Annotated in this window: 11 protein-coding genes; 4 read left to right on the forward strand and 7 right to left on the reverse strand. The window is 71.6% G+C overall.

Translation table 11 applies throughout. From position 1 onward, the window contains the following. The first annotated feature begins 30 nt into the window (after positions 1-30). Positions 31-756, forward strand: coding sequence for a glucose 1-dehydrogenase (locus tag ABT127_RS00645; protein WP_351444040.1), 726 nt, complete (start codon positions 31-33; stop codon positions 754-756). Positions 757-847: 91 nt separating this feature from the next. Here ABT127_RS00645 and ABT127_RS00650 read toward each other — a convergent pair whose 3' ends face one another. From ABT127_RS00650 to ABT127_RS00660, 3 genes are all read right to left on the reverse strand, one after another. Then, on the reverse strand, positions 848-1,423 hold the full coding sequence (locus ABT127_RS00650; protein WP_351443658.1) for a HutD/Ves family protein: 576 nt from the start codon (positions 1,421-1,423) through the stop codon (positions 848-850). 141 nt (positions 1,424-1,564) lie between these two features. Continuing rightward, entirely contained in the window at positions 1,565-2,734 is a 1,170-nt protein-coding gene (locus tag ABT127_RS00655; protein ID WP_351443659.1) for a hypothetical protein, read from the reverse strand. Next, positions 2,731-3,075, reverse strand: a complete 345-nt coding sequence (locus ABT127_RS00660; protein ID WP_351443660.1) for a hypothetical protein — start codon at positions 3,073-3,075, stop codon at positions 2,731-2,733. Before ABT127_RS00660 ends, ABT127_RS00655 begins: the two co-directional genes overlap by 4 nt. Before the next feature lie 141 nt (positions 3,076-3,216). Between ABT127_RS00660 and ABT127_RS00665 the strand changes: the two genes are divergently transcribed. Together ABT127_RS00665 and ABT127_RS00670 are read left to right on the forward strand one after the other, a co-directional pair. After that, positions 3,217-4,122 carry a chitosanase gene (locus tag ABT127_RS00665; protein WP_351443661.1) on the forward strand — a complete coding sequence of 302 codons (906 nt, stop codon included), beginning with the start codon at positions 3,217-3,219 and terminating at the stop codon, positions 4,120-4,122. Positions 4,123-4,263: 141 nt separating this feature from the next. Then, positions 4,264-4,773 (forward strand): lamin tail domain-containing protein, encoded by a 510-nt coding sequence (locus ABT127_RS00670; RefSeq protein ID WP_351443662.1) that lies wholly within the window; start codon positions 4,264-4,266, stop codon positions 4,771-4,773. A gap of 82 nt (positions 4,774-4,855) precedes the next feature. Here the strand turns inward: ABT127_RS00670 and ABT127_RS00675 are convergent, their stop codons facing one another. Genes ABT127_RS00675 through ABT127_RS00685 form a run of 3 tightly spaced genes read right to left on the reverse strand, consistent with a single transcriptional unit; the run spans position 4,856 to position 11,171 of the window. Then, entirely contained in the window at positions 4,856-5,839 is a 984-nt protein-coding gene (locus tag ABT127_RS00675) for a tetratricopeptide repeat protein (protein ID WP_351443664.1), read from the reverse strand. Further along, the gene (locus tag ABT127_RS00680) at positions 5,836-10,341 is read right to left on the reverse strand and encodes a hypothetical protein (RefSeq protein ID WP_351443665.1); all 4,506 of its coding nucleotides are present in this window, start codon (positions 10,339-10,341) and stop codon (positions 5,836-5,838) included. The genes ABT127_RS00675 and ABT127_RS00680 overlap by 4 nt, the downstream gene beginning before the upstream one ends. Next, positions 10,338-11,171 carry a hypothetical protein gene (locus ABT127_RS00685; protein WP_351443666.1) on the reverse strand — a complete coding sequence of 278 codons (834 nt, stop codon included), beginning with the start codon at positions 11,169-11,171 and terminating at the stop codon, positions 10,338-10,340. The genes ABT127_RS00680 and ABT127_RS00685 overlap by 4 nt, the downstream gene beginning before the upstream one ends. Before the next feature lie 371 nt (positions 11,172-11,542). Between ABT127_RS00685 and ABT127_RS00690 the strand changes: the two genes are divergently transcribed. After that, a complete protein-coding gene (locus ABT127_RS00690) occupies positions 11,543-12,070 on the forward strand; it encodes a Pycsar system effector family protein (RefSeq protein ID WP_351443667.1) in 528 nt (175 codons plus the stop codon). Positions 12,071-12,089: 19 nt separating this feature from the next. On the opposite strand, the gene ABT127_RS00695 is transcribed toward ABT127_RS00690, so the two are convergent. Then, on the reverse strand, positions 12,090-12,821 hold the full coding sequence (locus tag ABT127_RS00695) for a Crp/Fnr family transcriptional regulator (RefSeq protein WP_351443668.1): 732 nt from the start codon (positions 12,819-12,821) through the stop codon (positions 12,090-12,092). Positions 12,822-12,896 lie beyond the last annotated feature (75 nt).

Raw genomic sequence — 12,896 nt, forward strand, 5'->3', positions numbered from 1 at the left:
CGGGGCGGGCGGGCCGGGAGGGGGATGACGATGTCGCTGGACGGCAAGGTCGTGATCGTCACGGGGGCCGGGCGCGGTCAGGGCGCCGCCGGGGCCCGGCTGTTCGCCGAGGCCGGGGCGCGGGTCGTGCTCACGGACGTACGGGAGGAGGAGGGCCGCGAGGTCGCCGCGTCGCTGGGTGGGCAGGGGCTGTTCGTGCGGCACGACGTGACGTTGGCCGACGACTGGGCCCGCGCCGTGCGGGCCGCGCTCGACACGTTCGGGCGGCTCGACGCACTCGTGAACAATGCGGCGCTGTGGCGGACCGCGTCGGTCGAGGACGAGACGTACGAGAACTTCGAGACGCTGCTCAGGGTGAATCTGCTGGGCCCGTTCCTGGGGATCCAGGCCGTCGTGCCCGCGCTCAGAACCGCCGGCGGCGGCTCGATCGTGAACATCTCGTCCACCGCCGGGCTCATCGGGATCAAGGGGCACGCGGCGTACGGGGCCTCGAAGTTCGGCCTGCGCGGGCTCACCAGATCCTCGGCTCTGGACCTCGCGCCGTACGGGATCCGGGTGAACTCCGTGCATCCGGGGGCCATCGACACCCCGATGGTGGCGACGGCGGTCACCGGGCGGGACTGGTCGCATCTGCCGCTGGGCCGGATGGGCCGCCCGGAGGAGGTGGGCCCGCTGGTGCTCTTCCTCGCGTCGGACGCGGCGTCGTACATCACGGGGGCGGAGTTCACGGTGGACGGTGGATCGACCACCGGCTGATCACGCGGTCGGCGTCGAACGGCAACAGCGCCGGCGGCGTGGACCCGCTGTCCGCCCACGGTACGGCCCCCGGCGCGCGGGGCGGAGCAGGTCAGGCGGATGGAGGGCCGGCCGGGACGGGGACGACGGCGGTGGGGCCCGTGGCGTGGAGCGGGGCGACCCCGGCGACGAGCGCGGCGTCGTACCGTCCGAGGACTCGGCCCGCGATCTCGGCCCCCTCCTCGCCGAGCGCCACGACGAGGGTCGCTTCGGGGCCGACTTCGAGGCGGCCGCGTACGACGGCGACGGACGGGGCCACGGGCAGTGCGTCGCGCCGCCACATGACATTGAGGTTGACGACGTTCCCGGCGCCGAGGAGCCGGCAGTCGGTGGCGACGTCGCCGGGCAGGTCCTGCGGCACGTACGGGCTGTCGACGAGGACGGACCGGTCGGCGACGGTCAGTTCCATGCCGTCGCCGTCGGCCATGGTGAGGGTGCGGTCGACGCCGGGGAACGCGGAGAAGGGGCCGTCGGCCGCGACCTCCGCGAGGCTCACCCGCCAGGCGAAGTCCGTCATGTCCGCGCCTTGCGGGTGGCAGAAGATCTCGCGGGTGACGCCGCCGCCGTTCTTCCAGGGGGCGGCGGTGCGGTCAGCGGCGGGGAGGTCCCGTACGTCGATGTCGATCACGGAGCCCGAGCGTACGGGACCGCTCCCGCGGCTCGACCAGGGCCTCTGCCCGCCGGGGCCCGCCTTGACCAGGGCTCCGGCCAGACCCACCCCTCGGTCACCCCGGCGAGAGCCCCACCCCGATCAGGCCCCCGGCCCCGATCAGGCCCGCGGCCCGGCCGGCCGGAAGGCGGGCAGGGCGAACACGCGGGCCTTGCCGGCTTCGGGCATCAGCTCGATCAGCGGCAGGACCAGCTCCCACAGGTTCCGCTCCTCCACGTCGAGGAGGAGCGCCGACAGGTCGGCCTCCGGCAGCCCGGCCGCCGTCGCGGCGATCACCGTACGGGACGCGGTCGGCAGCGCGTCCGCCAGCGGCAGGAACGCACCCCACAGGCCGCTCGCCACCACGGCCCGCACGGCGTCGGCGAGCAGCGCCGGATCGCGCAGCGCGGGCAGCGCGGCGACGGTGCGCAGGCGGTCGTCGTCGAGCAGCGCGACGAGCGGCAGCAGCGCCTGCCACAGCCTCTCGGCCGCCACGGTGGACAGCAGGGCCTCCAGTTCCTCCTGGGGCCGGTCGGCGGTGAGTTCCGCGATCTGGGTGCGCCGTTCGGCGTTGACCATGTCGGCGATGGCGAGCGCCTCCGGCCACAGCCCGGCGCCGGAGGCCGCCGCGACGACCCGGGCCAGCCGTTCCTGTCCCATCAGTTCGACGACCTGGCCGAGCCGGTCGCGCCGGTCGATGAGGAAGCCGGTCCGCAGCACGGCCGCGTCGTCGACCTGCGGAATGATCCGGAGCAGCGCCGAATCCCGCAGATGCCCGACGAACCGCCCCATCGTGAGGTGGTCCCCGCGTTCCGCGAGGTGCACCGCGATGCGCACGAGGAGGTCTTCGTCGAGCCGGTCGACGATGCCGGGGATCCGGCGCGGGTCGAGGTGGGCGCAGGCCTCCGCGGTGAAGGCGACCGGCAGTCTGTCGATGACGGCTGCGGCCCGCGCGGGTTCCATGCGGCCCGCGACGGCGCCGGCGAGCCGTGGCCCGAGGGCCTTCTGCGCGATGGCGGCGGAGACGGTCGCGGGCACCAGCCTGGTCGCGGCGGCGATCCGGTCGATCATGTCGGGGGCCCGGTCGAAGAGCGCGGCGACGGCTTGTTCGCGAAAGCGCCGCAGGTCGGCGGCGGACCGCCCGTCGAGAAAGGAGAGCCCGCCCGGGGCTACGGCGAGCACCCGCTCGATCTTGAGCACTTCGGCACGGCACTGCAGCCGCTCGGAGCCGTTGGCGGGCATGCGCCGCTCGGAGCTGGTGAAGGGCATGCGCCCCTCGAAGCTGTTCACAGTCGGTCGCCTCCTGACGGGCGGTCCGCCCGACGGGCCGACGTACGCGTCACAGAGCCGGCAGCCGGGCCGGCCGCCGGATGAGCCGCTGAGCCGGCCGCCGGACGAGCCGCCGAGCGGAACAGGATCCTGCGGACGGGCCCCCGGGCCGGCGCGGGCACCACCGTGAGCGCCTTCTCCGCGGCCTCGTTGAGGCCGGTGGCGCGGCGCTCGCGTTCCCGGCGCAGCGCGTAGCTCAGGACCGCGAGTTGCTCGTCGGTCAGCTCGGCGAAGGTGGCGGGAGGCCGGGCGCCCAGCTCCTCGCTCAACTCCCCCAGTCGCGCCAACGCTTCGATGCTCACAGGACCTCCGTGACCTGGTGTGCGGGAAGGGCGGCTCCGCCCGAGCCCGGCCCTCGACTGACTTCGAGTCAATGGTGGGCCGGGGCGGCGGGCGTCCACCCCGCTCCGGGGTGGAGGTGTCGTGGCTTTACTGTGTGCCGCATGAAACGCGCCGGATGCCTGTTCCTCTCCTTCATAGCCGTGGCCCCCGCCGCCACGGCGGCGTTCTACTTCCTGTCGCCCGGCAGCGAGACCGACGGCTCCGCCCGCCCCTCGGCATCCGCGTCGGCGCACTCCCCCGAGCAGGACAGGTCGGCCGCCGAGCGCAGGGCCGACGACAAGATGATCGCGAGCCTGCCGCCGGGCCTGGCCGGACCGCGGAAGAAGGAGCTGGCCCAGCAGATCGTCGCCAGTGCCGAGAACTCCACCCTCGACTGGCGCAGCGCGTACGGCTACATAGAAGACATCGGCGACGGGCAGGGCTACACGGCCGGCATCATCGGTTTCTGCAGCGGAACCCACGACCTCCTGACCCTGGTCGAGCGCTACACGAAGGCCCACCCGGACAACGGCCTCGCCCGCTATCTCCCCGCCCTGCGCAAGGTCGACGGCACGGACTCGCACGAGGGGCTGGACCCCGGCTTCCCGGCCGCCTGGAAGAACGAGGCCGCCCAACAGGCCTTCCGCGCAGCCCAGGACGAGGAACGCGACCGCGTCTACTTCGACCCCGCGGTCCGCCTCGCCAAGCTGGACGGCCTCGGCACGCTGGGTCAGTTCGTCTACTACGACGCGATGGTCTTCCACGGCCCCGGCACCGGCCCCACCGGCTTCTACGGCCTGCGCGAGGCGACGCTCAAGGAGGCCGACAGCCCGTCGCAGGGCGGCAAGGAGGGGGCGTATCTCGACATCTTCCTCGACCTGCGCCGCAAGGCGATGCGGACCACGAAGGCGGGCATCGACACCAGCCGCATCGACACGGCCCAGCGGCAGTTCCTCTACGACGGAAACCTTTCCCTCAAGACACCGCTGACATGGCAGGTGTACGGGGAGACGTACCGGGTGCCGTGAGACCGACGTTTCGACGGTGAACCCGTGCAACCAAACGTGAAGATGGTGTGTCTAAAGCGTGAAGCACGCGTGCGTACCGCTCTCACGGCACGCGCTCGCGATGCTCAACACCGTCTCTCCGCACGCCCGTTAAGGAACACCATGCAGATACGCCCGACCCTGGCCGCCGCCTCCGTGCTCTCCGTCTCCGCACTGGCGGCCGCTGCCCTGCTGACCGCGGCTCCCGCGTACGCGACGGAGTACAGCTCGGCGCTGAAGGTGCGAGGGGTGCAGTACGACGCCCCGGGCAGGGACGACAACCGCTGCTCCGGCGGCAACACGTACAAGGAGTACGTGACCATCAAGAACTACTCCAGGACCGCGACGGTGAACCTCAAGGGGTACGTGGTCAAGGACAAGACCGGCAACAAGTTCACGTTCACCAAGAGCCACACCCTCGAGCCCGGCGACTACGTCCGCCTGCGCGGCGGCAAGGGCACGGACTCGGACGCGAAGAACGTCGTGTACCGCAACAACTGCAACTTCATGTGGAACAACGACAAGGACACGATCTACCTCTACAAGCCGTCGGGCTCGCACGCGGACACCCACGCGTACACGAAGTCGGCCAACGACCGTGACGGGAACGGGTACATCAACTTCCACAGCTGATCGCGCGAGGCCGGTCCTCGCCACCTGCTCCAAGGCCCGGGCCCGGGACCTGACCATGGTCCCGGGCCCCCGCTCGGGCCGGTCAGGGAGGGGATCCGAACCTCGGCATCCCGCCGTGCACGTCGTCCGCCTCCTCGTCCCGCCCGAGTGCACGGAGGTTCATCTCCAGACGCGCCCGCGCGTTCTCGGTACCCGAGTAGTCCTTCCCTGCGACCCTCTCGAATCTCGGCACCAGGCCGGCGTTGACCGTGCGCGCCGTCTCGTAATCGCCGAGCTTGTGCAGGGTGATGGCGATGCTCGCCTGCGCGTCGAGTGCCGCCAGGGAATTCTCGCCCGTCACCCGGCTGTGCCGCCGGTGGACGTCCCGGTACAGCGTCAGCGCCATCTCCAGCTGCCCGAGCCCGAAGAGGCTGCCCGCGAGGTTCCCCGCGGCCAGGATCGTCGTCCTGTCGTCCCTGCCGAGACGTCGCTCACATCGCCGCACGATGCCGGTGTTCAGCTGGAACGCGGCGCGGAAGTCCTGGAGTCGATTGAGGCACGCGCCCAGGTTGCAGGCAGCGAGAAGGGTTTCCGGATGGTCGTCGCCGTGCGTCCTCGACCGGAGCAGGAGAATCCTCTCGAACACCGGCCGGGCCTGTTCCGAGTCGCCGTGTGCGTGCAGACAGGCGGCGAGTCGCGCGGCAGCCGCGAGTGTGTGGACGTGCGACTCCCCGATCGCCGGTTCCCAGTCGTTGCGGACGAGCTCCGCCAGGAGAACACCGGACTCCGCCCGGTCGGCCGCGTAGAGGTACCGCAGGACACGGATCACCAGGGAGCGGAACCGCTCCGGCTCGCTGTTGGGGACACCGGCCTCGCCCAGAAAGCCGATGAGTGACCGTACGTCCGCAGTGATCAGCTCGTACGAGGTCCAGGTACTCGGATCGTCGGGGTCGAGGGCCGGCAGGGCCGCGAGCCGGTCCCGGGCGGCCCGGCACACGGCGGCGAGCTCGTCGGCGGTGGCGGCGCGGAACAGTCTCACGACGTCCCTGTGCGCCTTCTCCACCGCGGGGTCGACCGGATGCGTCATGAGACCCACGTCCCGTCCGGACCCTCTTCGCGGGCGGCCGTCGCGACGAGCGCCGTCAGCCGGACGCCGTCCACGACGTCGGGTGCCGTACCCGAGGGCGAGGTACAGACGAGACCGCGGGCGACGGCCGAGCCGAGGACGGCCGGCGCGTCGGTGCCCAGGGCGTCGATCACGCTGCCCGGCGCGTGTTCCAGCAGCGCCATGGCGGAGGACCAGTTCCCCGATGCGGCTTCGTAGAACGTGCGCAGCGCCTCCCTCGGCGCGCGCTCGAGGAGGACGGGGAAGAGACGGAACTTCATGTAGCCGGGGATCCATTCCTCGCCCGGCCACCGGGACACGCAACGGCCGGCCGCGCGCAGGATGTCGACGGGATCCACCAGGTCACCGAGGAGTGGCGAGGTGGCCAGGGTGGACAGGGCGTCCACCCCGAGCGTGGAGCCGTCGTCGGCCGTGTCGACGAGCTCTTCGGCCAGTTCACGAAGTTCGCGCTCGTGTTCCGGCCTGGCTTCCGCGGCGAAGGCGAGCAGATCGGCGGCGGCCGGAACCGGGCCGTCGACGAGCAGCTTCCGGATGCGCCGGGTGAACCCGGAGCTGAGAGGCGCCCCGGGCTCCGGAGTCACGAGTTCCATGGCCGCGTCGTAGACCGGGTCGTCGAAGCGGATGCGGGAGGGCGTGGCGCGGTGGCCCGGTACGTCGCGGGCGATGCGGTGTTCCTGGTAGGCGGTCGTGGCCAGCCCGCTCTTCGTCGGCGCGTCGGTCCCTTTCAGATTCAGGTCCTTCATGGAGCTGAGGTTCTCCAGGTGGAGTCTGGTGAACTCCGGGTGCGGCCGCTTGCCCGCGATCACGTCATTGGCGTACACCGCGGATGCCCACATGGCCAGGGAGCGCCCCAGGGTGTGGCGGAGGTAGGCCACCCCTTCGAGGGTCAGATAGTCCTGCTTCCGACAGCCCAGGGCGCGTACCGCCAGTTCGAAGTGGACACGGTGATCGGGGCGGACGTAGGCGAGCGCGTATTGGTCCCCCACCGTGTCCCGTCGTTCGGCGACGCCGACGGTCCACCGGTAGGCCGGGAGTTCGCCGAGCGCTCGATCGATCTCCTTGGAGAAGACGTCCGCGTCGGGGCCGTGGTGCGTATCGCTGTGGTCGGGTCCGTGGGCGGCCCGGTGCAGATCGGCGAAGCCGATGGCGCGCTCCGCGGGGTCGGCGATCGCGCGCACGAGGGCCACCGCCCGGGAGAGGTCCCGATGTGCCAGCAGCGCCGCGATCCGGCGTACGGCTCCGGCCGCGGTGCCGTGGCCCCCCAGGTCGACGGCCCGGACCACATCGGCCGGTGCGCGGAAGAAGTGGCTTCGGGCGAACGCGGCCCAGTGCTGGTCGGCGTTGAACAGGCCCGGCAGAGCGTAGAGGTTGGCTTCTTCCAGGTTGTTCCTGGCAGGAGGCTCACTCGACTCGGGAACCGCGCTCGCGAGACCCTTGCCCCAGCCACCGCCGCCTTCGAGCGGTGCGGGGTCCGCGGCGCTCCGCAGCAGTTCCTCCAGGATCGCGGCGGCCGGAGCGTCCTGGCCGCGGGCGGCATGGAGATGTGCGATACCCGCGAGAAGCGAGTACCGGTCCTGCCCGTACACCTCCCTGGCCGCGTCGGTCTGCGTCCTTGCGCCACCGGCCCGCGGCCAGGGGTCGCTCCCGTGGTCGCTCCAGCCGGTCTGCTGGATTCCCATGGCCATCCGGGCGGCCCTGGCCAGGTCGTACTCGGCCATCCGCCGCACCACGGCGACGAGATCGCCGTCGCGCGCCCGGCTGCGCGAGGTGTTCGCCTGCGGGTCGAGGGGTGATGCGGGTATCGCCGCATGGATCCGTTCGATGATCCGCAGTTCCTCCGCCCGGTCCGACCGACCGAGCGCCTTCATGGCGTCGAGCCTCGCCCAGCCGTCTTCGGTCGTGGTCCGGCGCCGGTCGAGCAGAGCCCGCGCGCGCTCCGGCTCTCCCAGACGGGTCCAGAGCGCAACGCCACCGAGCAGCCCGCCGTGCACGTCCGTGTCCAGGCGGGCCAGCAGGAAACGGGCCGTGGTCGGGTCCACGTCCACCACCAGTTCAGCTGCCTCGACCAGTTGGCCGGTGAGTCCCGTGTCCCTTCCTGCCACGAAGAGCTGTGCGCGCACCTCGGCGAGGATGGCCCGGCTGGTGGCAGGGTCGTACGCCGCCCATGCGGCGGCCAGCCTCGCAAGGCCCACGAGACGGTCCTTCGAGTCCGCGTCCTCCAGCGCGGCCTCGGCCGTCGCCAACAGTTCGACGGCCTTCTCGGGGGTGGTACGCGCGGCCAGGTCCAGATAGTCCGCCCAGTGCTCACCGCTGATCATGCCGATGAGCGCGCGAGCCGTGTCCACGTCCTTCTCGGCGGCGGCCGTCGCGGCGGCGCGGTACACCTCGTCCGGCTCGTCCACCGGACCGTTCTGGTACGGAAATGCCTCCTGCCCGTGCTGCCACAGCCGCAGGGCGCGTTCGACGTCGTGAGGTGCCAGCAGGCGTGCGGCGATCTTGACGGCACTGCGCGCGTCGAGGTTTCCGAGGCGATCGCCGGTGGCCGGAACCGACACCGCGGACTCGACCACCATGTCCAGCAGCTCTTCGGCCGAGGGCGCATCCGGCCCGGGACTCGCGTATCGCGTGATCTCCGCGAAGGACACGACCCGCTGCAGCGACGGCCTGATCCCGTTCGCGTGCTCCAGTGCCTCCGGCATCCGCCCTGTCCTCGCCAGCAGCCCGATCACTCTCGGCGGCAGCGCACCGGTCGACTGCGCCGCCTGATGGCGTACGACACCGAGGTACGCCATCGTGGGCAGCCCGGAGGCGACGGGCGCCGAGTCGGCGATGTGGTGGGCGATGCTGTCGACGAGTTCGAGGAATCGGCGTTCGGCCCCGAACCCGGTTCTGACGGCGCGCCGCAGACCGGCGCACACCAGGTCGGCGGCCTCGGCGGAGACGCTCGGTCCCGAGTTCAGGACGTGGACGGCGAGGTGGGAGAGACCGTAGAGGTCCATGCGGGACCATTTCACGTCCGCCCAGTCGGGTGCGGCGCCCCGGTAGTGGCGGGCGATCCGCTCGTGCCAGCGCGTCTCGTCGACCCAGCACTCGGGATGTTCCTCGCGGGCCTTCGGCCCCACGAGGAACTCGCTGATGGAGGTGTGGAAGAAGGCGAACCGGTCGTCGCCGCGCTCCAGGAGCCAGCGCAGGCTCTTGAGGACCTTCCGGGCGGATCTGTCCCTCAGGCGCGTGCCCGACATGGCGGCGAGCTGTTCCCCCGTGAGCGCCTCTCTGGCCACGGTCAGTACGCCGATGATGGGCAGGCCCACCCCTTCCCAGCTGCCGGCGGACGCACCGGCGGCGTCCTGCCGCACGGGTTCGAGCTCCTGGCGGACCAGCTCCAGGAAGAAGCCGTACAGACTGGGCAGTTGGCCCGGTACGCCACGGAAGTCGAGCAGCTCGCCGATCAGTTCGTCGTCCCGTTCCTCGGCTGCGTCGATCAGCGCTCGGGCGTAGGTCGCCAGATAGAGGAAGTTTCCGGCGGCCCGGCGCACGGCGTGCCGCTTCGTGCCGCCCGGGAGGTTTCCCCTGGCGCGCTCGGCCTCCAGGATCGCCGGCCGTTCCAGGACGAGGTTCGCGTACGTGTGGAGGTCGCCCACGACCTGGGGCGAGGCCGCGTCGATGACCACGTCCGTGAGGCGTTCCTCCCGGGCCGACCGGAACAGCCGGAGCCCGGCGTGCGGCCGCGAAGCAATGACCACCTTGACGTTGGCGGGCAGCTCCGGGGAACGGGTCAGCCAGTGCAGGAGCCCCTTCCTCGGCTCGGTCGTGTGATCGTCGGCGATCTCGTCCAGCGCGTCGAGCAGGATGACGATCCTGGCCTCGGGGTCACGGTCCGCCAGGACCTGCGCGGGTCCGATCAGCGCCAGGTGGGCCAGGTTGTCGGGGTCGAGAAGCCGGGGCTCCAGATGGGCCGTGCCGATCTCGACGCCCGTGACCGTGCCCTCGACGTCGCGGACGCGCTGTCCGACCTCCAGGGAGGCGGTGCGGTGGAAGGGAGAGACCTTCAGGTCGTCGATACGGATGCCGGTCGCCCGGCCCTCTGCCTGCACGCTGTCGATGTGCTGCTGGACGACGATCGAGAGGTGTTCCAGTTCGAACAGTTCCGGCCGCGTCCGGGCCAGTTGATGTCCGATGCTCATCAGGAACGACTCGGTGTCGCCGCCGGTGACCGCGGTCCGGCTGTCGCGTCTGAAGAAGTAGCGCAGCCGTCCGGGGTGGGCCCGCGCGACACCGGCGAGCAGGCTGGTCTTGCCCGCCCCCGGCTCGCCCGTCACCAGGACGTACTGGCTCCCGTCCGCCGTCAGCGCCTGCTCGATCTCGTCGTACAGCCACGCACGCTCGACGAAGTCGGCCTCCGTACGGGCCCGGACCACGTCCTCGAAGGCGTGGCGCGGGTAGGTGGCGTGGGCGGCGGTCATCGCGTGTCTCCGGCGCTGCGGAGGTCCACGCCGACCGCTTCTCCACCGCGCGCCACGCGGCCGATGTCGGCGACGGCCTCGACGGGGTTGCGCACGGGCCCCTGCACACGCACCCCGATCGTGCGCCCGTGCACGGTGTCCACCTTCATCTCGCTCCGCACCGGATGCGCGCCGTGTCGCTCGTCCCTCAGCACGGCGGGGCTCAGGTCCAGCGTCCGTACGTCGGCGCCCGGAACCCAGATCCAGGCCGCACCCCGGTACTCCTTCTCCTCGATCGGCACCTGCCGGAACTCGTTCTCCCTCAGGGTGGTGTACGCCTTCCCCTGGACGACGTCCCGGAAGACGGTCTCCGAAAGACCGACCGCGAGCGGGGCCTGCGGCAACTGGTCCAGGGCGGCGCGCAGGGCCGCGCAGTCGCGGATGCGGCCGATCGCGACCGGGGCGCTGCCGGCGAAGCCGTTGGCGGCCGGCGAGGTCTCGCCGAAGTGGACGGCCGCCCTGAGCCTCAGCCACGCCTCCTGCTGCCGACCGAGGTTGAAGGTCTCCAGACCGGCCGTCAGGCTTCGCATGAAGGCATCGGCCAGGGCGGGCTCGTAGGCGCCCTCGGGCAGAACCGCGAAGAGCGAGTCCCCGGCCTCCTGTGTCAGCCATGCCTCGCGGTGCAACCCGGCTGTTCCGGCCGCCGCGTCCAGCAGGCGCACGATCGCTTCCTGGAACTGGTGCTGCCGGACCGTGTCGGCGCCGCCGTATCCCTTCGCGTCGACGGACAGAAGCAGTCTGCGCCCGAAGGCGCCCTCGCCGCCCTGCCCGTCCTCACCATTGGTCGCCATGACACCTCTCGGTACACGAAACTTCGGAGAAAATCCGCCGACTTCACTCAACCCGCCTGGAAAGCAGCGGAGTTGTGTCGCATCGCACCGGCGTCCGCTCCCCCTACGGACGCCGGCCAAGAAGTAGTACCTCCGAGTTCCGCCGAGGATCCTGTATTTCCACGTGGTTCCGCGCGGCTTCGCAGAAGGCGGGGGTTCGGGATCCGCGGTGCGGTCCATGGAGTTCGAGGGAATCCCGAGAACCCGCATAAGTGCCTGGTCCGGTGGCCGAGATCGCCCCTTACTGGACCTGGAGCCGGAACGGGCACCCGAACGGGCACCGGAACCGGACCGGACCGGCCGAACAAGCCGCCGTCGATCGGAGGAACTTCATGGCACCAACCGGGCAGACCGCCGGGAGCCGACCCGCGCAGTACATGTTCACCGCGCTGCACACGACCCATCAGCACGCGGACGCGAAGGCCGGGGTCCTGGCGGCGGCGCAGGTGGCGCTGGCCGGCACCGCGGGGGCGTGGAGCCAACGGGCGGCGCTCGTCTGGGACCGGGGCGGTGCGGCCGGGGTGTTCGCCGGGGCGCTGACGGCCCTGTTCGTCTGCGGTCTGATCGGTGGCGTGGTGAGCCTGGCGGCGTCGTTGCGCCCCCGGGTGCTACGGGATCCGGGCGTCAACCGGTACAGCTTCGCCCACCTGGCGTCGGGACCCGACATCCTGCCGCCCCCCGTCGAAGGCGCGGGGCCGGACGACGAGGCCGCGGACCGCCGGGAGTTGTCGCGCACGGTGCGGTTCCTCGCGCGCGTCGCGGTGCGCAAGTACCGCTGGATAGCGGCGGCGGTGGTGTGCACGGCCGTCATGGGGGCGAGCGCGGGCCTGAGCGTGGCCCTGCTGCCGCTGCTGGGCTGACGCCGCGGGACGGGCGTCGTCAGTGGGTCCGCGAGCCCGTGAACCCGTGAGTCCCTCCGAGAAGGTCCGCGAGCCGTTCGAGGCGGGGCAGGTCCCGGATGACGGTGGTGCGGTAGCCGGTCTCCAGCAGACTGTCGGCACGCAGTTCGCGCAGCACCTTGTGGATCGTCGTCTCGGCGGCGCCGACCATCGTGGCAAGCTCCGGCTGTGTCAGCCGACAGCCGATGACTACGCCCTCGGCGCCGGCCGAGCCGTAGAGCCCGGCGAGTTCCACGAGCAGCCGGGCGAGGCGCACCTTTGCCGGATACCCACGGAAGTCCAACCGCCTCCGGTTGGCCCAGCGCAGCCGGTCGGCGACCACCCCGGTGAGCGCCATGGAGATCTCCGGCCGGCGCTCCAGCAGCCTCCGCAGTTCGTCGCGCTGCGACACACGGGTGGTCAACGAGCCGCACGCGGTGACCGTCGCCGAGCGCGTGGTCCCGCTCATGGCCGCCATCTCGCCCACCGTGTCCCCGGCCGCCCTGACCGCGAGGAGAGAGATCTCACCGTTCTCCACGCCGGCCGTGATCTTGGCGAAACCGGACACCAGCAGAAAGACGTGCTGGTCGTCGTCGCCTTCCCTCAGCAGCACGGCACCCGCGTCGAACCGGACCTCCGTGCCCAGGCCGAGCAGATCCTGTCGGGCCGGGGCCGACAGCCTCCCCAACAGACTGCGCGTCGGCCACTCGTCCGCTCCGATGGGCTCTGGCACGGTGGCCCCTCCTGTCCTTGTCCGCGTCCGGGCGTGGGCACCCGAACATCATCGGGCCGGCACCGAGGGCTTCGG

The organism is Streptomyces sp. NPDC001904 (assembly GCF_040297005.1).
Classification (GTDB): Bacteria; Actinomycetota; Actinomycetes; order Streptomycetales; family Streptomycetaceae; genus Streptomyces.